25 protein-coding genes and 1 tRNA gene are annotated in these 24,625 nt (G+C 68.1%); 11 read left to right on the top strand and 15 right to left on the bottom strand.

Annotated elements, in window-relative coordinates; all coding sequences use genetic code 11:
- Positions 1-117: 117 nt before the first annotated feature.
- On the top strand, positions 118-762 hold the full coding sequence (locus KV110_RS03445; RefSeq protein ID WP_218473357.1) for an MBL fold metallo-hydrolase: 645 nt from the start codon (positions 118-120) through the stop codon (positions 760-762).
- A gap of 37 nt (positions 763-799) precedes the next feature.
- Here KV110_RS03445 and KV110_RS03440 read toward each other — a convergent pair whose 3' ends face one another.
- The 3 genes from KV110_RS03440 to KV110_RS03430 all read right to left on the bottom strand — a co-directional run bounded on the left by KV110_RS03440 (position 800) and on the right by KV110_RS03430 (position 5,493).
- Entirely contained in the window at positions 800-2,164 is a 1,365-nt protein-coding gene (locus tag KV110_RS03440) for a dipeptidase (protein WP_218473355.1), read from the bottom strand.
- A 294-nt stretch (positions 2,165-2,458) separates the two neighbouring features.
- The gene (locus tag KV110_RS03435) at positions 2,459-3,160 is read right to left on the bottom strand and encodes a DUF2334 domain-containing protein (RefSeq protein WP_218473353.1); all 702 of its coding nucleotides are present in this window, start codon (positions 3,158-3,160) and stop codon (positions 2,459-2,461) included.
- 158 nt (positions 3,161-3,318) lie between these two features.
- Entirely contained in the window at positions 3,319-5,493 is a 2,175-nt protein-coding gene (locus KV110_RS03430; RefSeq protein ID WP_218473351.1) for a S9 family peptidase, read from the bottom strand.
- A 159-nt stretch (positions 5,494-5,652) separates the two neighbouring features.
- On the opposite strand from KV110_RS03430, the gene KV110_RS03425 reads away from it, so the two are divergent.
- The gene (locus KV110_RS03425) at positions 5,653-6,567 is read left to right on the top strand and encodes an alpha/beta fold hydrolase (RefSeq protein ID WP_218473349.1); all 915 of its coding nucleotides are present in this window, start codon (positions 5,653-5,655) and stop codon (positions 6,565-6,567) included.
- Positions 6,568-6,580: 13 nt separating this feature from the next.
- Here the strand turns inward: KV110_RS03425 and KV110_RS03420 are convergent, their stop codons facing one another.
- Positions 6,581-6,814 carry a hypothetical protein gene (locus KV110_RS03420; RefSeq protein ID WP_218473348.1) on the bottom strand — a complete coding sequence of 78 codons (234 nt, stop codon included), beginning with the start codon at positions 6,812-6,814 and terminating at the stop codon, positions 6,581-6,583.
- Between the two features lie 174 nt (positions 6,815-6,988).
- Here KV110_RS03420 and KV110_RS03415 point away from each other — a divergent pair, with 174 nt between their 5' ends.
- A complete protein-coding gene (locus KV110_RS03415; protein WP_218473346.1) occupies positions 6,989-8,194 on the top strand; it encodes a sensor histidine kinase in 1,206 nt (401 codons plus the stop codon).
- On the top strand, positions 8,191-8,856 hold the full coding sequence (locus KV110_RS03410) for a response regulator (protein WP_218473344.1): 666 nt from the start codon (positions 8,191-8,193) through the stop codon (positions 8,854-8,856). Before KV110_RS03415 ends, KV110_RS03410 begins: the two co-directional genes overlap by 4 nt.
- A 36-nt stretch (positions 8,857-8,892) precedes the next feature.
- On the opposite strand, the gene KV110_RS03405 is transcribed toward KV110_RS03410, so the two are convergent.
- The 5 genes from KV110_RS03405 to KV110_RS03385 all read right to left on the bottom strand — a co-directional run bounded on the left by KV110_RS03405 (position 8,893) and on the right by KV110_RS03385 (position 13,971).
- Positions 8,893-9,852, bottom strand: coding sequence for an alpha/beta hydrolase (locus tag KV110_RS03405; RefSeq protein ID WP_393537295.1), 960 nt, complete (start codon positions 9,850-9,852; stop codon positions 8,893-8,895).
- A gap of 157 nt (positions 9,853-10,009) precedes the next feature.
- Positions 10,010-10,432 (bottom strand): HIT family protein, encoded by a 423-nt coding sequence (locus tag KV110_RS03400; RefSeq protein WP_218473342.1) that lies wholly within the window; start codon positions 10,430-10,432, stop codon positions 10,010-10,012.
- Positions 10,433-10,458: 26 nt separating this feature from the next.
- Positions 10,459-11,880, bottom strand: a complete 1,422-nt coding sequence (gene purB, locus KV110_RS03395; protein WP_218473335.1) for an adenylosuccinate lyase — start codon at positions 11,878-11,880, stop codon at positions 10,459-10,461.
- A 160-nt stretch (positions 11,881-12,040) separates the two neighbouring features.
- The gene (locus KV110_RS03390) at positions 12,041-12,679 is read right to left on the bottom strand and encodes a TetR/AcrR family transcriptional regulator (protein ID WP_218473333.1); all 639 of its coding nucleotides are present in this window, start codon (positions 12,677-12,679) and stop codon (positions 12,041-12,043) included.
- A 128-nt stretch (positions 12,680-12,807) separates the two neighbouring features.
- Complete coding sequence (locus tag KV110_RS03385; protein WP_218473331.1) at positions 12,808-13,971, bottom strand: pyridoxal phosphate-dependent aminotransferase; 1,164 nt, start codon at positions 13,969-13,971, stop codon at positions 12,808-12,810.
- A gap of 54 nt (positions 13,972-14,025) precedes the next feature.
- Here KV110_RS03385 and KV110_RS03380 point away from each other — a divergent pair, with 54 nt between their 5' ends.
- Positions 14,026-15,003 carry a M23 family metallopeptidase gene (locus KV110_RS03380; protein WP_218473329.1) on the top strand — a complete coding sequence of 326 codons (978 nt, stop codon included), beginning with the start codon at positions 14,026-14,028 and terminating at the stop codon, positions 15,001-15,003.
- 63 nt (positions 15,004-15,066) lie between these two features.
- Here KV110_RS03380 and purD read toward each other — a convergent pair whose 3' ends face one another.
- On the bottom strand, positions 15,067-16,413 hold the full coding sequence (gene purD / locus KV110_RS03375; RefSeq protein WP_218473327.1) for a phosphoribosylamine--glycine ligase: 1,347 nt from the start codon (positions 16,411-16,413) through the stop codon (positions 15,067-15,069).
- Between the two features lie 159 nt (positions 16,414-16,572).
- Here purD and KV110_RS03370 point away from each other — a divergent pair, with 159 nt between their 5' ends.
- Both KV110_RS03370 and KV110_RS03365 read left to right on the top strand, forming a co-directional pair.
- Positions 16,573-16,950 (top strand): PH domain-containing protein, encoded by a 378-nt coding sequence (locus tag KV110_RS03370; protein WP_218473325.1) that lies wholly within the window; start codon positions 16,573-16,575, stop codon positions 16,948-16,950.
- A gap of 30 nt (positions 16,951-16,980) precedes the next feature.
- Positions 16,981-17,406: an HIT family protein gene (locus tag KV110_RS03365; protein ID WP_218473319.1), complete on the top strand. Its 426-nt coding sequence runs from the start codon at positions 16,981-16,983 to the stop codon at positions 17,404-17,406.
- A gap of 67 nt (positions 17,407-17,473) precedes the next feature.
- Here the strand turns inward: KV110_RS03365 and KV110_RS03360 are convergent.
- From KV110_RS03360 to KV110_RS03350, 3 genes are all read right to left on the bottom strand, one after another.
- Positions 17,474-17,545, bottom strand: a tRNA-Thr gene (locus tag KV110_RS03360).
- 123 nt (positions 17,546-17,668) lie between these two features.
- Complete coding sequence (locus tag KV110_RS03355; protein WP_011207082.1) at positions 17,669-17,911, bottom strand: MbtH family protein; 243 nt, start codon at positions 17,909-17,911, stop codon at positions 17,669-17,671.
- A gap of 170 nt (positions 17,912-18,081) precedes the next feature.
- Positions 18,082-18,915: an alpha/beta fold hydrolase gene (locus tag KV110_RS03350; protein WP_218473317.1), complete on the bottom strand. Its 834-nt coding sequence runs from the start codon at positions 18,913-18,915 to the stop codon at positions 18,082-18,084.
- A 165-nt stretch (positions 18,916-19,080) separates the two neighbouring features.
- On the opposite strand from KV110_RS03350, the gene KV110_RS03345 reads away from it, so the two are divergent.
- From KV110_RS03345 to KV110_RS03330, 4 genes are all read left to right on the top strand, one after another.
- The gene (locus tag KV110_RS03345) at positions 19,081-19,251 is read left to right on the top strand and encodes a hypothetical protein (protein ID WP_218473316.1); all 171 of its coding nucleotides are present in this window, start codon (positions 19,081-19,083) and stop codon (positions 19,249-19,251) included.
- An 86-nt stretch (positions 19,252-19,337) separates the two neighbouring features.
- Positions 19,338-20,894, top strand: coding sequence for an alpha,alpha-trehalose-phosphate synthase (UDP-forming) (locus KV110_RS03340; protein WP_218478145.1), 1,557 nt, complete (start codon positions 19,338-19,340; stop codon positions 20,892-20,894).
- 135 nt (positions 20,895-21,029) lie between these two features.
- A complete protein-coding gene (locus KV110_RS03335; protein WP_218473314.1) occupies positions 21,030-21,767 on the top strand; it encodes a response regulator transcription factor in 738 nt (245 codons plus the stop codon).
- A complete protein-coding gene (locus KV110_RS03330) occupies positions 21,764-23,230 on the top strand; it encodes a sensor histidine kinase (protein ID WP_218473312.1) in 1,467 nt (488 codons plus the stop codon). Before KV110_RS03335 ends, KV110_RS03330 begins: the two co-directional genes overlap by 4 nt.
- Before the next feature lie 12 nt (positions 23,231-23,242).
- On the opposite strand, the gene KV110_RS03325 is transcribed toward KV110_RS03330, so the two are convergent.
- Entirely contained in the window at positions 23,243-23,728 is a 486-nt protein-coding gene (locus tag KV110_RS03325) for a h domain protein (RefSeq protein ID WP_218473311.1), read from the bottom strand.
- The gene (locus KV110_RS03320) at positions 23,725-24,588 is read right to left on the bottom strand and encodes a hypothetical protein (protein WP_218473309.1); all 864 of its coding nucleotides are present in this window, start codon (positions 24,586-24,588) and stop codon (positions 23,725-23,727) included. The genes KV110_RS03325 and KV110_RS03320 overlap by 4 nt, the downstream gene beginning before the upstream one ends.
- Positions 24,589-24,625 lie beyond the last annotated feature (37 nt).

The following is a 24,625-nucleotide window of genomic DNA, read 5'->3' as shown; positions in this document are numbered from 1 at the left end:
ATGTGGTGGTGGGGGGTTACCTGAGCAGCGTAGTTGTGCAGGTTGCCCGCGGCGTCTCCGGGGTCGGCCAAAATTCTGCTCCGTGCCCGAATTCCGGTCGCGCAATAACATGGCTGGATGCGCATAGCTCACTTCGGCCACTCCTGTCTGCTCGTCGAGCTACACGGCAAGAAGGTGCTGTTCGATCCGGGCACCTTCTCGCACGGCTTCGAGGGCCTCACCGGTCTGGACGCCATCGCGATCACCCACCAGCATCCCGACCACATCGACCCGAACCGGATCGAGGCACTGGTCCAGGCGAATCCCGGCGCTCGCCTGCTGGCCGACCCGCAGACCGCGCAGCAGCGCGGCGAGCCGTGGGAGGCGGTGCACGCGGGCAACGTCCTCACACTCGGCGACCTGCGGATCACCGGGGGCGGTGGCAGGCACGCGGTGATCCACCCGGAGCTGCCGGTCATCGACAACACCGTGTTCCAGCTGGGCACCCCGGACGATCCGGCGCAGCTGGTGCATCCCGGCGACTCGCTGTGGGTGCCGCCGGTCCCGGTCGGCGTGCTCGCCATTCCGGCGGCGGCGCCGTGGATGCGGATCAGCGAGACGGTGGACTACCTGCGGGCGGTCGCGCCGCGCACCGCGCTGCCGATCCACTACGGCATCATCACGCCGGAGGCACAGGGCATCTACTTCGGCAGACTGTCCGAAATGGGCCCGGCCGGTACGGAATTCACCGTCGTGGAACCGGAAGACCAGCGCGAGTTCTAGCGCGTCCGCGGCGGGAGCTACCCGGGTCGCGCGGTAGCTACCAGGGTTGTTCGGCGTAGTTCTGCAAGAACAGCGCCTCGGCGAGCGCCATGTGCTCGATTTCGGCGGGATCCACGCTCTCGTTGGGAGCGTGGATCAGGCACTTCGGTTCCTCGACACCGAGCAACATGATCTCGGCGGCCGGGTAGGTGTCGGCGAAGACGTTGCACAGCGGAATCGATCCGCCCTGGCCCTGGGTGGTGGCCGCGCGGCCGTACGAGGCCGCCAGCGCCGCCTCCATCGCCTCGCGGGCCGGACCGCCGCTGCCGGAGCGGAACGGCGCGCCGCTGCCCTCCAGTTCGACGGTGAGCTCGGCATTCCAGGGGGTGTTCGCCTCGAGGTGCGCGACCAGTGCCTTGTGCGCCTGCACCGGATCGGTGCCCGGCGGAATACGCAGATTGAGCCTGGCGCGTGCCGACGGCTGGATGGCAGCGGCCGAGCCGACCACCGGCGGTGCATCGATGCCGAGGACGGTCAACGCCGGTCGGGCCCAGAGCATGTCGGCGATGGAGCCGTCACCGGTGAACTCGACGCCGCGCAGCACACCCGCGTCGGTGCCGAACTGGTCCTCCGGGTACTGCACACCCGGCCAGCGCTGATCATTGGGCAGCCCGGCCACCGTGGTGTTGCCGTGTTCGTCGCGCAGCGTGGCGAGCAGGTGAATCAGCGCGGCGAGCGCGTCCGGTGCCGGTCCGCCGAACATGCCGGAATGCAAAGGGCCCGCGAGGGTTTGCACGGTGACGATGACATTCACGTTGCCGCGCAACGTTTCCGTCAGCGTCGGTACGCCCGCGGCGAAGTTTCCGCAGTCACCGATCAGAATGGCGTCGGCGCGCAACAACTCCGGGTTGGCCTCGACGAAGCGCTCCAGCCCGCCGGTGGACTGTTCCTCGGATCCCTCGGCGACCACCATGACGCCCAACGGCAGCTCGGGACCCAGCGCGCGCAGCGCGGTCAGGTGCATGACGATATTGCCCTTGCAGTCGGCGCTGCCGCGGCCGTACCAGCGCCCGTTCTTCTCGGTCAGCTCCCACACCGGCGTGCGCCAAGCCGCGCTGTCCAGCGGCGGCTGCACGTCGTAGTGGCAGTACAGCAGCACGGTCGGCGCGCCAGCGGGGGCGGGATTGGCGGCGATGACGGCCTTGCTGCCGTCCGGCGTCTCGTGCAGCCCGACCCTGGTCAGTCCGGCCGCGACGAACGCGTCGGCGACCCACTGCGCGGCCCGCTCGCACTCCTCCGGCGGGAACTGGCGCGGGTCGGCCACCGACTTGAACGAAACAAGCTGCGCCAGATCGGTTTTCGCCTGCGGCATGAGCGCGGCCACCTTCGCGCGTAGCTCGGCGGTGCGGGAATCGTCGGTCATTGCCAGCGCCTCACTTCTTCGTGTTGTCGCACACCTGGTCAAGGATGCCGAGACGGTCCGGACAGGGCGGCGGCAGCGCCGCTCGTCCACTGTGGCACAAACCGATCAGTACGAAGGTTGAAATGTAGTCGACCGAACGGTCCGTGTCGCCCGAGTTCGGCCAAGCGCCCGGCCTGTCGCCGCGCGCCGCCGCCCGATTACGCCATTCACGAGCGGCGACGCCGATCGGCCACGCTCGGCGGTGCCGATCACCACCCGGCCGCGGTGCCCGACCACACCACGCCGCGGCGTCCTTCAGGCCGCACGCGCGATGGCGGGCGGCTCCCAGCGGTATACCTGACCGAGCGCACCATGGAACAGAGCGAGGTCCACCGCGTCGAGCATCGCCTGGTGCGGTCCGGAGCGCTCCAACTGTGCGGCCGAAACCGCAAGGCGCAGTAGACCACCGCGCCGCGCGGTGCGCGCGGCGCCCATCACCAGGGCCCGGCACCACCACGGTTCGGCGCGAAAGCCCTCGCCGATGCCGTACACCCGGACCTTCTGCGCCACATTGTGTTCCAGGTCCAGGATGGAGGTCAGGCCGAGCGCGACCCGGAAACCGACCTCGGACAGCGCCTCGATGGCGCCCGCGGAGGCGTCCCAGCGCGGGGCGGCGAACAGCCTGGTGCGCAACTCGACCTGCTCCATCACCCGATCCGCCGCAGTGAGCCGCAACCGGGCCTCATGCCTGGGCAGTGTGGCGAATTCGGCGCGGCGACGTTTGGTCGCCGCCTGGTCGTAGCCGTGCAGCACGATCGCGTCGCCGCGGGCCCGGCGCCCGCGCAGCCACGCCTGCGTCGCGGGGTCGTCGACCAGCCGGTACTTGCCTTTCAACCGGGGCGCCACGAGCAGCGACAGTGGCACGCCGCGCTGATCCATCTCGGCGGCGAACTGGATCGCCGCGTCCCGAGTGGTGTCCCTGATCCCGGAAATCGATACGATCAGCTCAGCGTTCATGAACTCACGGTGCCAGCGGCAGATGTACTGGGCGTGCAGGTGGGATGACCGTGCGACGAACACCCTGACACACGTTCTCTCCGCATCATCACAAATGCGCTATGGCAGCGTGCCGGGGGAACTGGTGGCCGGTCAGCGCGACCGGCCACCAGTGGAGATCAGGCGTCGGCGAGGCCGACCCGGTCCAGCACCCAGGCGTACTCGAAGGCGACTTCCTTCCACTTCTCGTACCGGCCGCTGACGCCGCCGTGGCCCGCGCTCATTTCGGTCTTGAGCAGCAGCGGTGCGTCACCGGTCTTGGTCGCGCGCAATTTCGCGACCCACTTGGCCGGTTCGACATAGAGCACCCGGGTGTCGTTGAGGCTGGTGATGGCCAGGATGGCCGGGTAGTCCTTGGCTTCGACGTTCTCGTAGGGGGCGTAGGACTTCATGTAGTCGTAGACCTCCTTGTCCGCCAGCGGGTTACCCCACTCGTCCCATTCGATGACGGTCAGCGGCAGGGACGGGTCAAGAATCGAGGTGAGCGGATCCACGAACGGGACATTCGCCAGGATGCCCGCGAACAGCTCCGGGGCCAGGTTCGCCACCGCGCCCATCAGCAGGCCGCCCGCGCTGCCGCCGTCGGCGATCAGCCGGTCCGCCGAGGTGACGCCGGTGTCGATCAAATGCTTTGCGCACGAGACGAAATCGGTGAAGGTGTTCATCTTGGTGAGAGTCTTGCCGTGCTCGTACCAGAGCCGGCCCATCTCGCCACCGCCACGCACGTGCGCTACCGCGAACACCATGCCGCGATCCAGCAGCGACAGCCGCGAGACGGAGAAGGATGGGTCCATGCTGGCCTCGTAGGAGCCGTACCCGTAGAGCAGCAAGGGCTTCGGCGCGTCCACCGCGACGTTCTTCTTCCACACCAGCGAGATCGGGATCCGGGTGCCGTCCTCGGCGACCGCCCAATCCCGGTGCTGCTCATAGTCGTTCGCGTCGTACCCGCCGAGCACCGGCTGCTCCTTGCGCAGCAGCAGGTCGCCGGTGGCGGGCACGTAGTCGAACACCTGGACCGGGGTGATGAACGAGGTGAGCCCGATGCGCAAGGTGGGCTGCGCCCACTCGGGATTCGCGCCCGCACCGACCGCGAAGAGTTCCAGATCGAATTCGAGTTCGCTCCGTTCGCCGTACCCGTCCTTGGTCAACGGCCAGATCGCGACGCGGGTCAGTGCTTCCCGCCGGTAGCTCAGCACCAGGTGGTCGGCGAAGGCGTCGATGTCCTCCAGCCGCACGTCGTCGCGGTGCCCGATCAGCAGCGTCAGGTTCGACGGATCGGCGACCGGGGCGTCGGCGAGCACGAAGTTCTCCGCCTTGACGCCGTCGACGACGTCGTTGTGCAGGATCAGGAACCGGTCCTCGCCGCCGACCACAGCGTGCTCGGCCGAGTATTCGACACCTTCGCGGCGCGGCAGGATGACCCGGAATTCGCCCTCGGGGTTGTCGGATTCGAGCACCCAGCCCTCGGTGGTGATCTTGGAGCCGACCCAGATCATCAGATACCGCTCCGAGCGGGTCGAGGTGATGCTCACCCAGTAGCGCTCGTCGGGCTCGTGGAAGACCTTCACGTCGGTGTCGGTCGGTGCACCGAGGCGATGCCGCCACACGGTGTCGGGCCGCCAGGATTCGTCGACCGTCTGATAGAAGACGTGGGTGCCGTCCAGCGACCACGTCGCGCCCGGCGCGGTCTCGGTGATCTCGTCCGGCAGCATCTCCCCGGTGCGCAGGTCCTTGAAGCGCAGTACATACCGCTCGTCACCGACGGTGTCCACCGAGTAGGCGAGCAGGTTGCCGTCATGGCTCAGCGAGAAGGCACCGAGTGCGAAGAAATCGTGTCCCTCGGCGACCTCGTTGCTGTCCAGCAGCACCTGTTCACCCGGCACCGCTGTCCCGGCCTCTAGCTGCGGCGGGGTCCACGCATCGATGCCATCGGCATCGGCCGCGATCGGACACCGGCAGTGCACGCCGTACTGCTTGCCCTCGAAGCTGCGCGAGTAGTACCAGTAGTCGCCCATCCTGGTCGGCACGGACAGGTCCGTCTCCTGGGTGCGCGACTTGATCTCGTCGAAGATCGTGTCGCGCAGCTGCGCCAGGTGTGCGGTCTGTGCCTCGGTGTAGGCGTTCTCCGCCGCCAGGTGCGCGATGACCTCGGGGTTGTCCTTGTCCCGCAGCCACTCGTACTCGTCGACGAACACATCGCCGTGATGCACGCGTTCGGTGGGCACCGTCTTGGCGATCGGCGCCGCCACCCCGTCCAGGTTCGAAATCGTTCCGGTACCGCTGTCGAGAGCCATGCGCTCCACCGTAGCCGCGGGCACCGCACCCGTCCCAGCAGGACCCGGCAACGCCGCTGATCAGCTGCCGCACCGCGGGATCACGGTCCAGCCGCCCGTGGTGGCGGCCAAGCGAAAATCCGGTGCGCCCGGGCCCGCAGCATGATCATGATGGTGTTCATGAGCGTGTCTGTTGATGAGCCCGCCCGGCTCGGCACGACCGAGCTGCCCGACGGTCGGTTGCTCGGGTGGGCCGAGTGGGGGCCGCTGGACGGTGTGCCGGTACTGCTGTGCCCAGGTGCCGCGACGAGCCGGTGCCTCGGGTTCGGTACCGATGTGCTCGAACCGCTCGGGGTCCGGCTGGTTTCGGTCGACCGGCCGGGCCTCGGTGCCTCGACACCGGCGCCGGGGCGGACGTTCGTCGATTTCGCCGAGGACATGCGCGCGCTGGTGACGGCACGCGAATTGGGTCTCCCGGCGGTGGTCGGCAATTCGCAGGGAGCGCCGTTCGCGCTGGCGTGCGCGGAGGCGGGCCTGGCCGCGGCGCTGGCCATCGTCTCCGGTGCGGATGAGGTTGCCGCGCCGGAGTTCGCGACCGCGTTGCCTGCGGCACTGCGCGACATCGTCGACAAGGTCGCGCAGGATGCCGCGGCGGCGGAGCGATTCTTCGCCGGGTTCACCGCGGACGCCATGTGGGACATGGTGGTCGGTGGGAGTCCGCCGTCCGACGTGGCCGTGTATCGACTTCCGGCGTTCGAAGCCGCCTATCACCGGGCGTTGACCGAGGCGTTCGCACAGGGTTCAGCCGGGTACGCCCGCGACACCGTGCTGGCCATGAGTCGGTGGCCCTTGCGCCTCGGGGAAATCGCTGTACCGGTGGATATTTGGTACGGCGCGCTGGACACTAGCCACTCGCCCGACAACGGTGCCTGGCTGGCCACTCGCATTCCCGGCGCACACCGCCACATCGTCCCCGAGACGGGCGGCGCGCTGCTGTGGACGCATGCCGAACAGGTGCTGAGCACCCTGCTCGACCGGCTCGCGGCCGGAACCAGCGCGGTCCGACCCGCACCGAGCGATGTCGGCCGCGGGTAGCGCGGCACCCGGTTCACTCACCGAAGGCCTTCGCCTTGTTGTTGGCGCGGTCCGCGAGCACCGCGCCTACGGCCGCTATGCCGATAAGGACCGCGAGTTGGCCGGTCCAGCCGCCCGGCACCCAGTCGAGCAGGCCCCAGACCTGGGATTTGCGGTGGTCGATGAGCAGGCGGATGACGGCTTGGGCCGAAGCGACCAGCAAGACTATGCCGACGACCTGTAGTCCGACCCAAACGTTCTTGCCCATCACATTCTCCGTTTCGTGTTGCCCGGTGGGGTGTTGCCTGTCGCTTCCCATCGTTGCTCCGGCGCACGTCACGGCACATCGGCCAGCGGTCGACGGTCGGTTCATCCTTTGGTCGATCCGAATTCGCCCTGGCGGCCGATGCGCGGGTGGACAGCCGCCACCTACAGTCGCGGCATGTCCACCGCACCGCTGTCGTCGGCGCCGCCGCTGCGGCCGTGGTCGCACGCCTGGCGGCTGGCGGCCGCGGCCGCCATCGGTCTGCTCGCCTGGTCGGGCGTCAACGCGGAGATGGCGCCGCTCGACGGGGCGTTGCTGACCTGGTTCCACGTCGGCGACCCGCTGCTCGGTGTGGCCTGCATCCTGCTCACGCTGTGGCGGCGCAGGTATCCGGTGCCGATCGCGGTGATCGTCATGGTGGTGTCCACCGCGTCGGTGAGCGCCAACGGCGCCGCGGCGCTGGTGCTGTGTTCGCTGGCTACCCGGCGGCGCTATCCCGAGACGATCGCGCTGTCGATCGTCTGCATCGGCACCGGCTTGCTCACCGACAGCTTGGTCTATCCGAAACGTCCTGGTGCGCAACCGGATTGGTATGGCCCGTCAGTGCTGACGGTCAGTGTCGCGGCAATTGTCGCGATCGGCTTCGCGGTCGGTGCGCGGCGAGACCTGGTGTGGTCGTTGCGCTCTCGCGCCGAGACCGCCGAACGTGAGCAACACGCCAGGGCTGCCGAGGCGCGGCTGCTGGAACGCAATCGCATCGCGCGGGAAATGCACGACGTACTGGCGCACCGGATTTCGGTGGTGGCGATGCACGCGGGTGCGCTCGGTTTCCGCACCGACCTGACCAGGGAGCAGACCACCGCGACCGCGAAGACCATTGCCGAGAACGCCCATCTCGCGCTGCAAGAGTTGCGTGAGGTACTCGGTGTGCTGCGCACCAGCGACGACACCGCGCTCACCGACACCCCGGAACCGCCACAGCCCACGCTTGCCGATCTCACCCGGCTGGTCGACGAGGCACGCGCCGCGGGCATGGACGTGTCGATGACCGACACCACGACGGCCGACCTTCCGGCGACGAGCGCGCGCACGGCGTACCGCATCGCCCAGGAGGGGCTGACCAACGCGCGCAAGCACGCCCCCGGCGCCTCGGTCCGGGTGCGCGTCGACGGCGGGCCCGGCCACGATTTGATCGTCGACGTGGGCAACGCCGCCCCGGTGCACGCCGGTCTTTCGCTGCCGTCCTCCGGCTACGGGCTGCTCGGACTCACCGAACGCGCCGAATTGGTCGGCGGCACACTCGATTACGGTCCCGATCCGGCGGGCGGATTCCAGCTGCGCGCCACGTTGCCGTGGCCGGTTGATGTGGAGAGCGACCGGTGAATGCCCGCATCCGTGTGGTCGTCGTCGACGACGAGCCGCTGGCCCGCTCGGCGCTGACGCTGATCCTCGGCGGTGACCCGGAGTTGGAACTGGTCGGCGAGGCCGCCGACGGCGAGCAAGCGCAGGCGGTGGTCCGCGAACAATCCCCCGACGTCGTGCTGATGGATATCCGGATGCCGGTGCGTGACGGGCTCGACGCCACCCGCGAGCTGCTGAGCCGGGCCGATCCGCCGCGCGTGCTGGTGCTCACCACGTTCGACGCCGATGACATGGTGTTGCGCGCGCTGCGGATCGGAGCGCACGGATTCCTGCTCAAGGACACCCCGCCCGCCGATATCGTCGCCGCGGTCAAGCAGGTGGCGGCGGGGCGCCCGATGCTCTCGCCGAGCGTTATCGCGCAACTGATCTCGGTCGCCACCGCCGCGCCGAGCGAGGACGACCAGGCCCGCGAACACGCCCGCCGCGCCCTGAGCACGCTCACCGATCGGGAACGCGATATCGCCGAGGCCATCGGCCGCGGCTTGGCCAACTCCGAGATCGCCAAGGAACTGCATCTCAGTGTCGCGACGGTGAAATCGCATATCAGCAGGCTGCTGGCCAAGCTCGACGCCGAAAACCGGGTCCAGATCGCGATACTCGTGCTGAACGCGGGCCGCGACTGACGGAATCCGCTGTGCCCGTGCGGGGCTCGGCGCCGGTCAGGCTCCGATGGCGGGTGCGATGGTCGGCCAGGACGCGTGCAGGGTGTCCTGCCAGTAGGACCACGAGTGAGTTCCGGTGCCGCTGTAGTCGACTCGGGCCGGGATGCCGAGGCCACGTAGGCGCTGTTCGAACGCGGCCACGCAGGTGTTGACGCCGACCTCGACCGGGCCGCCGAGGAAGATGTTCTCGGCCAGTTGAGGTTTGATCTCCGTCTCGTGCGGGCCGGGAATGCCGGTGCCCGAGGACAGATAGATTGTCTTGCCGCGCAAACGTTCTGCCAGCTGTGCTGGATCGTGTTCGGCCCAGGCCGGGCTGCCGGGTGCGCCCCACATATTGAGCGGGTCGCCGCCGCGATTGGCGATGGAGAACATCACCGCGCCCATGGCAAGACCGGTGTCGGGGCAGGCACTGTAGCCTGCGACGGCTCGGTACAGCCACGGATTGCGGGCGGCCAGGATGAAGGCCGCGTTGCCGCCCATCGAGAGTCCGCCGATCGCGTTGACGCCGTTGCCGTTGAACCAGCCGTCGATCAGTGGTGGCAGTTCCTCGGTCAGGAAGGTCTCCCACCGGTAGCGGCCGAAGCGGGGGTCGTCCTGCTGCCAGTCGGTGTAGTAGCTGGCCTGGCCGCCGACGGGCAGCACGACGTTGACGTTCGAACCGGCGAAGAATCGTTCCGCGTCGGTGGCGTTGGTCCAGGTGCTTTGGCTGAGGCCCGGATCGAGCCCGTCCAGCAGGTAGTAGGCGGGGCGCGGACCGCCGCCCGCCGGGTGCAGCACCTGAACCTGAATGGTGCGGCCCATCGCCGGTGAATAGACGAACATCGCCGAACGTGTCGGGGTCAGGCGATCGAGCCGTTCGATCTGCGCGGCGGACGCCGGGGCCGGTGCGATCATCGCCGAGCCGAGCAGCGCAAGCGCAAAGGTCAGCACCGCAACAGCAACCTTGGTTCGCCGCACGTCCCCACCTCCATTACCGCATGCCAATGGGTTTCAACATAGCTCACCGAGAGTATGCGCGGAAGAGTTTTCTACGTCTCGGCGCTCGCTCAGCAAACTATCCTGAAGGCAACTCGGCTCCCACCAGCCTCAGCAGCCCCATGGCGAACCGGCTGATTCAGCGAGCGAGCGCACCCCGGATCGACCCTGCCAGATAGTCCAGATCGGCCCGCCGCGGACTGGTCGGCCGCCCCCGCAACCCGAACCCGTCGCCAACCGTCCGCGGAATGACATGCAGATGCACATGGAACACCTCCTGCCCCGCCGTCACCCCATCGGCCAGAAAGAAGTTCACCCCATCACACCCGACCTCACTGTCCCGCAACGCCGCCGCCACAAGCTGCCCCACCTGAAACAACTTCCCCCCGACCACCGGATCCAGCTCCGCCAAACTCCGCGCAACCACCTTCGGCACCACCAGCACATGCCCCGGCGTCATCGGCCGAATATCCATGAACGCCAACACATCATCGTCCTCATACACCCGACTGGCAGGCGCCCGCCCAGCAATGATGTCAGCGAAAATCGAATACGGATCCACGGCCGAAACCCTAACGGCTGCTCCCGCTAGAGGATTGGGGATGGGGTGTAGTGGGCGGCTTCGGGGTATTGGTCGACGAGTTTTTGGACTGCGGCGATGACGTCGGAGACCTGGGCTTCGGCGGCGCCGATGAAGGCGGACTTGTCGGCGAGTGCGGTGTCCAGGGCGGCTCGGTCGAGGGGCAGCCGGTCGTCGGCGGCGAGGCGGTCGAGGAGGTCGGGTTCGCGGCCCTGTTCGCGCATGGCGAGGGCTACGGCTACGGCGTGTTCCTTGATGACCTCGTGGGCGGTTTCGCGGCCTACGCCGGTGCGGACCGCGGCCATCAAAATGCGGGTGGTGGCGAGGAAGGGGAGGTAGCGGTCCAGTTCGCGGGCGATGACGGCGGGGTAGGCGCCGAATTCGGCGAGCACGGTGAGGAAGGTTTCCATCATGCCGTCGATGGCGAAGAAGGCGTCCGGCAGCGCGACGCGGCGGACCACCGAGCAGAAGACGTCGCCCTCGTTCCACTGCGCGCCGGCCAGTTCGGCGGCCATCGAGGCGTATCCGCGCAGCACCACCTGTAGACCGTTGACGCGCTCGCAGGAGCGGGTGTTCATCTTGTGCGGCATTGCCGAACTGCCCACCTGGCCGGGCTGGAAGCCCTCGGTGACCAGCTCGTGCCCGGCCATCAGCCGGATGGTGTGCGCGAACGACGACGGACCGGCACCGACCTGGACCAGGGCGGAGAGCACGTCGTGGTCGAGCGAACGCGGATACACCTGGCCGACGCTGGTGAGCACGGTCGCGAAGCCGAGATGCCTGGCGACCTGCTGTTCCAATGCCGAGAGCTTGGCCGGGTCGCCGCCGAGCAGGTCGAGCATGTCCTGGGCGGTGCCCATCGGCCCCTTGATGCCGCGCAGCGGGTACCGGTCGATCAGCTCACGCACCCTGGCGAGGGCGATCAGCAGTTCGTCGGCGGCCGAGGCGAACCGCTTGCCCAGTGTGGTGGCCTGCGCGGCGACATTGTGCGAGCGACCCGCCATCACCAGCGTTTGGTACTCGGCGGCCCGCTCGGTGAGCCGCGCCGCGATCGCGACACCGTGTGCGTGCACATGCTCGAGCGAGAGCCGGATCTGCAGCTGCTCCACGTTTTCGGTGAGGTCGCGGCTGGTCATCCCCTTGTGCACATGCTCGTGCCCGGCCAGCGCGTTGAATTCCTCGATGCGCGCCTTCACGTCGTGCCGGGTGACCCGTTCGCGCTCGGCGATGGAAGCCAGGTCGACCTGGTCGATCACCCGCTCGTAGTCGGCGAGCACGCCTGCGGGCAGGTCGATTCCGAGTTCCGACTGAGCCCGCAACACCTCCAGCCAGAGCCGCCGCTCGAGCACGATCTTGTTCTCGGGCGACCACAGCCGCACCAGTTCCGGGCTGGCGTATCGGGTGGCCAAGACATTCGGGACGATGCTCACGACTGCGCCTCGCTAACGCTCGGCTCCGTCGTGCCCATGGGCGCTGTGTCTATGGTTCCCTCGCTGCGCTCGCTCACGACTGCGCCTCGCTAACGCTCGGCTCCGTCGTGCCCATGGGCGCTGTGTCTATGGTTCCCTCGCTGCGCTCGCTCACGTTTGGTCAGTCTAATGCGCGGAAACGGTCCACTTGCTGGGGCGTCGCGGGTGCGACGATGTCGATGACCTCGAGCAGTGCGCCGCGCGCCATTCGGCGGGGTTCGGGCTCCAGTTCGGTCAGTGCCGCGACCACCGCACCGTCGACCACCGCGACCAACCTGCGTAGTTGCTCCGGTCGCACCAACCTGTCGGAGCGGCGCAGCACGTCGGCGAGCAGTTCGTCGAGCTGAGCGCGCAGTCGCAGCTGCACCTCGCGCAGCTCGGGGTGCCGCGCGGACGCCACCGACCGCTCGTACCGGGCGATCAGCTGCCCGCGCGCGCCCTCGTCGTGCCCGTCGGTGCCCACCAGCAGATCGAGGACCAGGTCGACGGTCGCCTCGGCGCCGCGGCGGCGATGGCTCACTTCGCCGACCCGGCGGCGCATCGCCTCGAGTTCCACATTGCCGCTGAACTCGACCGCCCGCGCGATCAGGTCTTCGAGCGATTCGAAGTAGTAGGTGGTCGACGCCAACGGAAGGTCGGCGCGGGTAGCGACCGACCGATGCCGCACCGCCTCGAACCCACCTTCGAGCAACAACTCGGCGGCGGCAGCTACCAGAGCTTGGCGACGCCGTTCGCCTTTCGGGGTGGTCGCGGTGATCACCGTGCCATCGTGCCAGTCGTCATCAGTTCTTCCAGGGGAAATCAGCGAGGAAAAGCAACCATCGATGTTCTACCGTATCCGCGCCGCCACGGTGCCGAACTGCGGAAAGTTGTTGCCGGACACGACGATCAAACACCCAGATAGTGCCCTAGACGAACCAGCGCCGCCTCGATGTCCGCGGTGGCCCCCGCGAAGGAGAAGCGAACTGTCCGATTTCCGTGCACGGTGTCGAAGTCGATGCCCGGCGCGAGCGCGACGCCGGTGTGGTCGAGCACGTCGGCACACCACTTGCGCGCGTCGTCGGTGAGGTGGCCGATATCCGCGTAGGCGTAGAAGGCACCGTCGGCGGGGGCGAGCTCGGTGATGCCGATCTTCGGCAGTCCGTCGAGCAATAACTGCCGGTTGACGGCATAACGGCGGACGTGGCCGTCGAGTTCGGCCTTCGCCTCGGCGCCGAACGCGTGCAGCGCCGCGTACTGCGAGATCGCGGGCGGGCACACGGTGAGATTGGAAGCCAGCCGCTGCAGCGCGGGACGCAAACCGCTCGGCGCGAGCATCCAGCCGAGCCGCCAGCCGGTCATCGAGAAGTACTTGGATACCGAGCCGATGACCACCGATTCACGGGAGGTCTCCCAGGACGAGGAGGTCCCGGTGTCCGAACTGGCGTAGGTGATGCCGTGGTAGATCTCGTCGGAGATGAGCAGGGTGCCGTGCGCATCGCACCAGCGGGCCAGCGCGGCCAGTTCGGTGGGCGCGATCATGGTGCCGGTCGGGTTGGCCGGGCTCGCGACCACCAGTCCGTCCGGCGGTTCGGGCAGCGCGTCGAGCATGGCGACCGTCGGCTGGAACCGGGTTTCGGCGCCGCAGTCCAGTTCCACCACCCGGCAGCCGAGCGCGGTGAGCGTGTTGCGGTAGGCGGGGTAGCCAGGGCGGGCCACCACCACGGTGTCGCCGGGGTCGAAGGCGGCGAGGAAGATCAGCGAGAACGCGCCGGACGATCCGGTCGTGACCACCACGTCGTCCGGCTCGACGGCGTAGCCGTAGGTTTCGGTGTGGTGCGCGGCGATCACTTCACGCAGCGGCAGGATGCCGAAAGTTTCGGTGTAACCGAGCAATTCGGACTCGATCGCGGTCTTGGTCGCCCGCAACACCGGGATCGGCGCCGGCGTCGAGGGCTGTCCCGCGGCGAGGACCAGCACATCCCCGTGGGTCCTTGCCCGTTGCGCGGCAGCTTTCCAGACGTCCATCACGTAGAAAGGTGGAATGGTCGACCGGCGAGATTCTCTGGACACCCGACAGACGGTAGACGGTGTCACACCCCGCCCGCCGGGGTTATGGTCGGCTTGATGCTCGAGAATGCTCGACGGGCTGGACTCGACCGAGTGCGCGGAGTGGGTGGCATCGGGGTCATTCCGCGGGATTGGCGTGCCCAGCTACCCCAACGACCGACCCACGTCCTGCTCGATCGGCTGAACGTCCAGGAGCTACTGCGACGACGCCCCGATCCGCGGGAACTGTGGCGGCGGCGCGCCGAGCTGCGCGCCAGATGGGAAAAACGACCGGACCGAGACGAACTCCTCGCACTGCTCCGCAAGCATCGCGTGCTGCTGGCCGGGCTCGCCGCGACCGCCGTCTTCGCCGCGGGTGACGCCACTTACGCGGGCGCGATCAGCTATCGCGTTCCTGACCCGGATCACGTGCAGCGCGTCGCCGTGGCCTATCCGCTGCAGGTGCAGGCCACCCCGCCGTCGGTGCGCCGGTATCTGAACGCCATCGCCAACGGCGAACGCCTGCGCGAACAGGCAGTGGTCGCGGCCGCCGCGCGCGCCACCCTGGAACGCGCCAAGGCCGAGGCCGCCGCCGCGGCCGCGGGCGAATGGCAACCGTGGATGTCCGGCGGCACGACGACGCCACCGGGCGCGGTCCTGCCGGGCCGCACCGGTTTCGCCATGCCCGCGCGCGGCATCTTCACCTCCGGGTTCGGTTCCCGCTGGGGCACTTTCCACAACGGCATCGACATCGCGGGGCCGATCGGCACGCCGATCTACGCGGTCGCCAACGGTACCGTCATCGACGCGGGCCCGGCCGAGGGTTTCGGGCTATGGGTGCGGATCCGCCACGACGACGGCAGCATCACCGTGTACGGCCACATGTACGACTTCTTCGTCTCGCGCGGCGAGCGAGTCCCGGCCGGAATGCAGATCGCCCGCATGGGCAACCGCGGCGACTCCACCGGCCCGCACCTACATTTCGAGGTCATCGTCGGCGGCCAGCACGTAGATCCACGGCAGTGGCTGGCCCTACATGGCCTCAACTTCGGCTAGACCTTGCTCGACGCAACAACTGATTTCGCCAGCACATCGGTAACTCACCGGGTACGAGCTAACTCAACCGACTACGTCGCCGTCGGCCGCCGACGCCACCGTCACGGCTCCTGAATCTGGCCTGAATTCCCGGAGAGGCGGAACCGTGATGCGATCTTCGACGGCGGCGAGGCCGATGTCGGTGCGGTAGTGGCTGCCCGGCAGTTTGATCGAGTCGATGCGCGCATAGGCGTGCGCACGGGCCTCGGCCAGGTCGGCGCCGACACCGACCACATTGAGCACGCGGCCACCCGCGGAAACCAGAGCGCCGTCCTCGCGCAACGCGGTGCCCGCGTGCAGCACCGCGGCGGAATCATCGATGGCACCTTCGCCCGCGCCGGAGATCACGTCGCCGACCCGCGGGCGGCCCGGGTAATTCTCGGCGGCGACCACCACGGTGATCGCGGAACCGTCGCGCCAGCGCGGCGGAGCCACCTGGTCGAGCGTGCCGGTGGCGGTGGCGTTGAGCAGCTCGCCGAGCGGACTTTCCAGCAGGGCGAGCACGGCCTGCGTTTCCGGATCGCCGAAGCGGCAATTGAATTCGACGACCGCGGGTCCGGCGGCGCCCATCGCGAGGCCGGCGTAGAGCAGGCCGGAGAATCCGCTGCCGCAGCGAACCAGTTCGGCCGCAACGGGTTTCACCACATCCTCGACGATGGCGGTGACCGCTTCGTCGGACAGCCAGGGCAGCGGCGTGTAAGCGCCCATGCCGCCGGTGTTCGGGCCGGTGTCGCCGTCACCGACCCGCTTGTGATCCTGCGCGGGCAGCAGCGGCACCACCGTCTCCCCGTCGACCAGGCAGAACAGCGAGACCTCCGGCCCGTCCAGGAACGATTCCAGCAGCACCGGGTGGCCCTGCTCGAGCAGTTCGGCGCCGTGATCGCGGGCGGCGGAACGGTCGGCGGTGACCACCACACCCTTGCCCGCGGCGAGACCGTCGTCCTTCACCACCCAGGTGGGGCCGAACCGGCTCAACGCGGCATCGAGGTCGGCCGGGGTGTCCACGATCTCACTGTGCGCGGTCCGCACTCCCGCCGCGGCCATCACGTCCTTGGCGAACGCCTTCGAGCCTTCGATCCGTGCGGCCGCGGCCGACGGTCCGAAACAGGCGATCCCGGCGGCCCGCACCGCGTCGGCGACGCCGAGCACCAGCGGCACCTCGGGCCCGATCACCACCAGGTCGGCCGCCGTCTCGGTGGCCAGCGCGACCACCGCCTCCGCCGAACACGGATCGACCGGCCGGGTCTGCGCGTGCTGCGCGATGCCCGCGTTGCCCGGAGCGGCCACGATGGCGCGCACCGCGGGGTCACGGCGCAGCGCAAGGACGAGGGCATGTTCACGGGCTCCGGAACCGATGACGAGTACGCGCACGGCAGACAGCTTAGGTGAAGCCGCAGGAAGACATGCCTCGGCCAGGAACCTTGGCCGACCATCGAATATCGGTCTCGCGGCATGGATGATGGAAAGGGATGGTTCGGGCATACCGCAGCCGGACCACGCCACCCACACCGCGCGAAGGATGTGCACACGATGGGTCTGATCGACGGACTGATGGGCAATGCCGGGCGGATCGATCCCGGCCAAGCGCAACAGGAATACGCGAAACTGATGGGCAACGGCGAACAGATCTACGCCGCTTATCTTTTGGTCCGCGACGCGATCCTGTTCACGAACCGGCGGCTGATCCTGGTCGACAAGCAGGGCATGACCGGCCGCAAGGTGAGCTATCACAGCGTCCCCTACCGCGCGATCACCCACTTCGCGGTGGAAACCGCGGGCACCTTCGATCTGGACGCCGAACTCAGCATCTGGATCTCGGGTAGCAACGAGCCGATCCAGAAGCGTTTCAACCGCCAGGTCGACATCTACGAGGTGCAGGGCATCCTGTCGCACTTCGCGGCGGTGTAGCCGGCGGCGGCCCGGACTAGTCTGCGAGACATGGCTTCCGTATTCAGCGCGATCATCGCAGGTCAGATTCCGGGTCGATTCGTCTGGGAGGACGACGAATTCGTCGGCTTCCTCACCATCGCACCGGTCACCCCCGGGCACACGCTGGTGGTGCCGCGCAAGGAGATCGATCAGTGGCAGGACGTGGACGCCGAGACGTTCGCGCGCCTGACCGGTGTCGCACAGAAGATCGGGCAGGCCGTGCGGGCGGCGTGGGACGCGCCGCGGGCCGGTCTGCTGATCGCCGGTCTGGAGGTGCCGCACCTGCATGTGCACGTCTTCCCGGCGTTCACCATGGGTGACTTCGACATCTCCGGCGCCGACCCGAATCCGAGTCCCGAATCGCTCGACGAGGCGCAGTCGAAGATCAAGCAGGCACTGCGTGACCTCGGCCACGGAGCGAACGTCCCCGACTGAACTCTGGTCCAGCACATAAGAAAACGGGTGGTCGGACCGATTCGGTCCGACCACCCGTGCTGACCGGAGCCCCCTGTCAGGATTGAACTGACGACCTTTCGCTTACAAGGCGAGTGCTCTACCACTGAGCTAAGGAGGCGGGTGCCTGCTGGAAAGCGGTTGCCATCATAGCCGGGCACACCGACTGCGTGACACCGGCTTTACGGCATCACGCAGTCGGCGGTCGTTCGAGTGTCCCGGCGCAGTATTCAGCTACCGCGGTTCAGGACTGGGCGCCCTGACGGGCCGCGTCGTCCGCGGCCATCGCGTCACGCAGGCTCTTCGGACGCATATCCGTCCAGTTCTTCTCGACGTATTCGACGCATGCGGCGCGGCTGTCCTCGCCGAACACGACTCGCCATCCGGCCGGGACCTCCGCGAAGGCAGGCCACAGGGAGTGCTGTTCTTCGTCGTTGACCAGGACGAAGAAGCGGCCGTCCTCATCATCGAAGGGGTTGGTGCTCAATTTCACCTCACTGGATACTGGCGCTATGTACGGGATCGCTCATGGATCGCCCGGCGCCGGTCCGACGAACCGAGGTTCCACGGACTTGCGCGCCGTTTGGAGTCCCGAGCGTTGTTTCGACCCTAGCAAGGGAGACGTTACGCCTGGGCGGTTACCTCGGGCCGGGAAACTCAGCTCGCGAAAAAATCGAGCAGAATCTTGTTCACCGTCTCGGGTCGTTCCAGGTAGCCGAAGTGGCCGGCGTCCGGAACTTCCTGGTAGCGCGCGCCGGGGATGACCTCGGCGATCTCCCTGGACAGGTAAGGCGGGATCATCCGGTCGTCGGCGAACCCTACGGCCAGGCACGGCACGGTGATCGCGCGGTAGGCCTGCACCCGTTCGAAGTCGTGGTCCATCCGCCGCTGCGCGCGAATGCCCGGCGGCACCGGGCCACCGGTGAACTCGAACAGGTCCAGCCAGTCGCGGGCCGAGTTCGGTTCGGCCATCGTCGCGGGCGAGAGGTTCATCACCGCGGTCAGCGCGGCCTCGTACTTCGCGGGCAGCTTGATTCCGCTGGCGTCGAGTTCGTGTTCGCCGAGCGAGAGCGTCTTCTGGAACTGGTCGAGGCGCCCGTGACCCGCCATGAAGACGGCTTTGCGGACCAGTTCGGGCCTGGCCAGCGCGAGTTCCTGCGCGACCCGTGCGCCCATCGAGGTGCCGACCACCAGCGCGGGACCTTCGTCCAGGAACTCGATCAGCGCCGCGGTATCGGCGACCAGCTCATCGAGGGTCATCCCGGAGGCGGCCTCGTAGGAGGGCGCGATCCCGCGATTGTCGAAGGTGCACACCCGGTATCCCGCGGCGACCAGTGCGGGCACCTGATGCAATTCCCAGACCCGCCCTGGGCTGCCGGTGCCCATGATCATGACCACAAGCGGCGCCGAACCCTTGACATCGGTACCCCGCGCGCGGTCACCTTTGACCTGGTAGTTGAGGGAAATTCCGTTCACCGTGGCCAGCGGCATATCGACCCTTTCGTGGAGTTGATGCTAAGTCCCACGGTATAGGGACGGATGGGGTCGGCACACCGGCCGGGGGCCCGTGCGACGCGGGTGCCACCCGGCCTCGGCGGCGCCAGATACCATTGACTATTCGCACGTACGAGCGTAGTGAACCGGGAGGACTTGAAGATGGCCGCGAAGGGCAGCGCGAACGACATCGCGGACGACGATCTGGAACCACTCGCCGACGAAACCGCGCGTCAGGCGCAGCGCGTTGTCGCGGCCTACGCCGAGGACGCCGACGAGTGCCGGATGCTGTTGTCGATGCTCGGCATCGGTCCGAGCTCCCGGGGCGAATAGAGCAAGCCTTTCGACGCCAACGGCGACGTCGACACCAGATTTCCTGGGGGACCCAGCGACGCGCAAAGGATGCGTGAGTGGACCAGATGACTTCGTCCGACGACTCCGAGCCCGCCCTAGACACACCGACCGACGAGAGCACGAAGACGACCACCGGCCCGGCCGAAGCCGGCTCCGGCTTCGTCGTCGTGGCCAACCGGCTGCCCGTCGACCTCGAACGCCTGCCCGACGGCACGACCCGCTGGAAACGCAGCCCCGGCGGTCTGGTCACCGCGCTGGAGCCGGTGCTGCGCAACAACAAAGGCGCCTGGGTCGGCTGGGCGGGAGTCCCCGACGCGGACGTCGATCCGATCATCGAGGACGGTCTCGAACTGCATCCGGTGCCGCTGTCCGCGGACGAGGTGGCCGACTACTACGAAGGTTTCTCCAACGGCACGCTCTGGCCGCTCTACCACGACGTGATCGTGCGCCCGGTCTACGACCGCAAGTGGTGGGCCGCCTACGTCACGGTGAACCGCCGCTTCGCCGAGGCGACCGCGAAGGTGGCCGCCGAGGGCGCCACCGTGTGGGTGCAGGACTACCAGTTGCAGCTGGTGCCGAAGATGCTCCGGATGCTGCGGCCCGATCTGACCATCGGTTTCTTCCTGCACATCCCGTTCCCGCCGGTCGAGCTGTTCATGCAGATGCCGTGGCGCACCGAGATCGTCGAGGGGCTGCTCGGCGCCGACCTGATCGGCTTCCACCTGCCCGGCGGCGCGCAGAACTTCCTGTACCTGGCCCGCAGGCTGGCCGGTCAGCCGACCTCGCGCGGCACCGTCGGGGTGCGCTCCAAGCTCGGCGTCGTGCAGGTCGGATTCCGCACGGTCCGGGTCGGCGCTTTCCCGATCTCGATCTCCTCGGCCGAACTCGACGAGCACTCGCGGCGCCGGTCGATCCGCGAACGGGCCACGAAAATCCGTGCGGAACTGGGCAATCCGAAGAACATCCTGCTCGGCGTCGACCGCCTCGACTACACCAAGGGCATCGACATCCGGCTCAACGCGCTGGAGGAGCTGCTGCTGGACGGCCGGGTCGATCCGTCCGAGACCGTCATGGTCCAGCTGGCCACCCCGAGTCGTGAGCGGGTGGAGAGCTATATCCAGATGCGCGGCGACATCGAGCGTCAGGTCGGCCGGATCAACGGCGAGTTCGCCAGGGTCGGCTACCCGGTGGTGCACTATCTGCACCGCCCGATCCCCCGCGACGAACTGATCGCCTTCTTCGTGGCCGCCGACGTGATGTTGGTGACGCCGCTGCGTGACGGCATGAACCTGGTCGCCAAGGAGTACGTCGCCTGCCACAGCGGCCTCAACGGCGCCCTGGTGCTCAGCGAATTCACCGGTGCCGCAGCCGAATTGCGCCAGTCCTACCTGTGCAACCCGCACGACCTGGACAGTGTCAAGGACGCCATCGTCTCCGCCGTGGAAGACGATCGCGACACCAAACGCCGCCGCATGCGCTCACTGCGCCGCCAGGTCCTCGCCCACGACGTTGACCGCTGGGCCCGCGCCTTCCTCGAGGCGCTGGCCCAGGGCCAGGTCGCGGGCAGCGCCCTACTCACCGACGACGACGTATACCCGGAGGACAGGCAACCGTCCCGCTGAAATCGCAGCTCTACGGCCCTGAATGACCACCACGCGCGAGTCTTACGAGCGCCGTTCGCGGCCACGCGGCAGATACACAGGAATCGCCCAGGGTTGGTCCAGCAAGTTCGCAGGCGGATGGCGGACCATGAAGCCATGAGTGGTGCGCCTGCGGAGCAGGCACCCGAGGCGCGGGTGCTGGTGGTCGACGACGAGCCGATGATCGTGGAGCTGCTCGCGGTGAGTTTGCGCTACCAGGGCTTCGCCGTGGACACCGCCGCCGATGGGGCGCAGGCGCTGGACAAGGCGCGCAGTTTCCGGCCGCAGGCGCTGATCGTCGATGTGATGATGCCGGGCATGGACGGCTTCGGCCTGCTGCGCCGTCTGCGAGCGGACGGCATCGATGCCCCCGTGCTGTTCCTGACCGCACGCGACGAGGTGCAGGACAAGATCACCGGCCTCACCCTCGGCGCCGACGACTACGTCACCAAGCCGTTCAGCCTGGAGGAGGTGGTCGCCCGGTTGCGGGTGATCCTGCGTCGCGCCGGGCACACCGCGCCGGAGCGGGAGAGTTCGCGAATCCGGTTCGAGGACATCGAACTCGACGACGACACCCATGAGGTGTGGAAGGCGGGCGAGCCGGTCGCCTTGTCCCCCACCGAGTTCACGCTGCTGCGCTACTTCATGGTCAACGCGGGCACCGTGCTGAGCAAGCCGCGCATCCTGGATCACGTGTGGCGCTACGACTTCGGCGGCGAGGTCGGCGTCGTCGAAACCTACGTCTCGTATCTGCGCAAGAAGGTCGACACCGGCGACGAGCGCCTCATCCACACCCTGCGCGGCGTCGGTTACGTCATGCGCGCACCGAGCCGCAGCCGGTCGGCCGGGAAATGAGCGGGGGGCGGGTCGCGACGATCCGCGCCAAGGCCTCCGACGTGCTGTCGGCGATCCCGTTGCGGGTGACGCTGATGGTGGTGCTGGTCCTGACCGCAGGGCTCGGGCTGCTGATCTCCGGGATGGTGGTCACCTCCAGTTTAGAGCAGTCGCTGACCGACCGCACCGACCAGCAACTGCGCGAGGGCGTGCTGGAGTGGTCGCGGCGGGCGCGGATCCAACCACCGCCGGTGCCGCCGCCGGATCCGCGGCATGCGCCGAGCCAGTTCTACGTCCGCTCGGTGGGGACGACGGACGGACCGACCTTCTTCCTCAATGCCTTCGGCGTGGATGCCCAACCCGCCCTACCGGATTCGCCCGGCCCCGTCCCGGTGACCGTCGGTTCGGTGGGTGGCGGGCCGATCGAGTGGCGAGCGTTGACACTGCGCACCCCGGACCGCATCACAACCGTGGCGCTACCGCTCAACCAGAACAATGACACGGTCAATCGGTTGATCATGCTGCAACTCGTCGTCGGACTGGTCGTGCTCGCCGCGCTCGCGGTGGTCGCCTACTTCGTTATCCGGCGCAGCCTGCGTCCGCTGCGCCGGGTGGAGAACATCGCCGCGGCCATCGCCCGCGGCGAGATGTATCGCCGAGTTCCGGTGCGCGGCAACAATACCGAGGTCGATCGCCTGTCCCAATCCTTGAACGGCATGCTGGCTCAGATCCAGCAGGCGTTCGCGAAGACCGAGGCGTCCGAGGCGGCCGCGAAGAGTTCGGAGGCGAACATGCGCCGGTTCATCGCCGACGCCAGCCACGAATTGCGCACCCCGCTCACCACCATCCGCGGCTTCGCCGAGCTCTACCGCCAGGGCGCCACCACCGATCCCGACCTCTTCATGGACCGCATCGAACGCGAGTCCCAGCGGATGGGCATCCTCGTCGAGGACCTACTGATGCTGGCCCGCCTCGACGCCCAGCGCCCGCTGGAACAGGGCCAGGTCGACCTGCTGGCGGTGGCCAGCGATGCCGTGCACAGTGCCCGCGCCATGGCGGCGGCCGCCGACCCGGACGCGCCCTGCCGCCGCATTCAACTCGAAATTCGTTCTGGTGAAGGCACGTTGGAGGTAATCGGTGACGAGACCCGACTCCGGCAGGTCCTGACGAACCTGCTCAACAACGCGCTCACGCACACTCCGGCCGACGCCTCGGTCACCGTTCGCCTCACCCCCGCCGACGATGAAGTGCTGCTCGAGGTCGCCGATACCGGCCCTGGTCTACCTCCCGAGGAGGCCGACCGCATCTTCGAACGCTTCTACCGCACCGACAGCTCACGCACTCGCGCCAGCGGCGGCACCGGCCTCGGGCTGTCCATCGTGCAAGCCCTGGTCACCGCGCACGGCGGCACGGTGAACGTGCGCAGCGTCGAAGGCGAAGGGACCACCTTCACCGTCCGACTGCCGCGCGAACACGCTGCGTGACAGCCTCTTTCGTCAGACCGGCGTGACCTGGTCGACCAGCCAGCGGTCGCCGTCCTTGTCCAGGGTGGCGCGGACGCGGCTGCCGGTGGTGGTGCCCTCGGGTGAATCCTTGCTGGTGGTCACCTGATTCAGGAACAGCAGGACCACCACATGGGACTTGTCGGCGGAGACGACACCGCCCGCCTGGGTGGTGGCCTTGACGGAGAGTTGCTTGTCCTTGGCGCCCGGGGCGATGGCCTGCTCGATCAGCTTCAGGTAGTCGTCACGGAACTTCGGCGAGAGGTTGTCGGCCGCCTTGGGCAGTTCGGTGTCCACCGTTTGGTAGTCGTAGGTGAACATGGCCGAGACCGTGCGGTCGGCGGCGGTCAGCGCGTCCTTGCGCGCCTGTTCGGCTTGTTTGTCGTCCCAGATCCGGAATCCGCTGACGCCCAACACGATCAAGGCCGCGAGGGTGACCACGCTCAGGGCCGCCAGCAGGATCTTGCCACGCGTTTTCATGCCACGAACTCCACTTTGGATACGGACAGCCCGGAGTCGCCGCGGCTCACGGTCACCCGGAAGCGATAGAACCGCGTCTGCGGTCCCTCCTGCCCGGCGTTGGTCAGCGTCTGCTTGGCGGCCACCAGCACCTTCGCGGAATCCTTGTCGTCGCTTTCCACCGCCGCCTCGACGATCTCGCCGTGGGAGACGACCTTGGCCTGCTGCACGATGTTCATGAATGGGTCGACCCGGCCGTCGAATTCGTTTTTGAACTGGCCGGAGGCCACCGCGAGGATCCGGTCGATGTCTTCCTTGGCCGAATCGGCGCGGATGGTGGTGAGATTCAGGATGGCCTGCCGGGCGGTCTGCACGTACTCGGTGCGGCGGGCGTCGCGGGTGTCGATCGAGTGCGCCTGTACCGCGGCGAGGCCCGCGCCGGCCAGCAGTGCGAGGACGAGGACCGCGGCGGCGGCCATGGCGGCGATGCGCCCGGCCCCGACCCGTTTCTTCGGATCCGTCGAGTTCTGTGCGTCGGCGTCCTGCTCGTCGGCAGCTGGCACGGTCGGTGTCTTGGCGAGGTCGACAGTCTTGTCGTCCGCCGCCACGGGTTCGACAACGTCGTCGGTCCGCGCCGCGCTCGCATCCGGTGCGGGGGCGGCCACCTTTTCAGCGTCGGTGTCCGACTGCGCGGCCGAGACCACGGCACTTTGCTCGTTGCCCGGCTGCTGCTCCGGTTCCGCGGTACTCGCCTGCCCAGCGCCCACGCTATCGGCCGGAACCGACGTCACACCGAGGCTCGCCGTCTCCTCGGCCGGTGGCCCGACCGAGCGCACCGCACGTCGTCGCGTGCGGCGGTGATCCGTGTTGCTATCACTCATGACTGCGCCTCGCTGACGCTCGGCTCCGTCATGCGCG

It is taken from the genome of Nocardia iowensis (genome assembly GCF_019222765.1).
GTDB lineage: Bacteria > Actinomycetota > Actinomycetes > Mycobacteriales > Mycobacteriaceae > Nocardia > Nocardia iowensis.
The sequence above is the reverse complement of the archived record's forward strand: the minus strand, read 5'-3'. Positions and strand labels throughout refer to the sequence as shown.